The organism is Floricoccus penangensis (assembly GCF_001832885.1).
In the GTDB taxonomy this organism is placed as follows: Bacteria; Bacillota; Bacilli; order Lactobacillales; family Streptococcaceae; genus Floricoccus; species Floricoccus penangensis.
Genome location: NZ_MKIQ01000018.1, coordinates 1 through 708, shown reverse-complemented (window position 1 = coordinate 708; position 708 = coordinate 1). Strand labels below are relative to the sequence as shown.

1 protein-coding gene is annotated in these 708 nt (G+C 39.5%); it reads right to left on the bottom strand.

Annotated features, from left to right (window positions below):
• The coding region (locus BG262_RS10860; RefSeq protein WP_193790144.1) for a VaFE repeat-containing surface-anchored protein at positions 1-708 on the bottom strand (708 nt) is incomplete at both ends.

Genomic DNA, 708 nt, shown 5'->3' with positions numbered 1-708 from the left:
CTTGCTACTTCTTTACCGTTTTGGAAAAGTTTTTCGAAGACTACGATTGTTTTACCTTCAAGAGCATTTGCATCGAATGTAAAGTTTACATCTACTGTTCCGTTTGCATTTTTAGCAATGAATGTAGTAGATCCCATAACTTCTTTACCATCAACTAATAATGGTTTGTTTGTTGATTTGTCCATTAATTTACCAGTTACTGTGTACTCTTTACCTACAACTAGGTTTTCATACTTAACTGTATCTTTAATAGTCACGTTCTTTTCAGCTGAAACCTTTTTATCACCATCTTTAGCATCTACTGCTGTTGTTCCAATTTTGATTTCTTTTTTAGTTGGCTCAGATGATGGAGGTGTGCTTGTACTTGGTGTTGTGCTTGTACTTGGCGTAGTACTTGTACTTGGTGTAGTACTTGTACTTGGCGTTGTGCTTGTACTTGGTGTTGTGCTTGTACTTGGTGTAGTACTTGTACTTGGCGTAGTACTTGTACTTGGTGCTGTACTTGTACTTGGTGTAGTACTTGTGCTTGGTACAGTACTTGTGCTTGGTGTAGTACTTGTGCTTGGTGCAGTACTTGTGCTTGGCGCTGTACTTGTGCTTGGCGCTGTACTTGTACTTGGTGTAGTACTTGTGCTTGGTACAGAACTTGTGCTTGGTGTAGTACTTGTGCTTGGTACAGTACTTGTGCTTGGTGCAGTACTTGTGCTT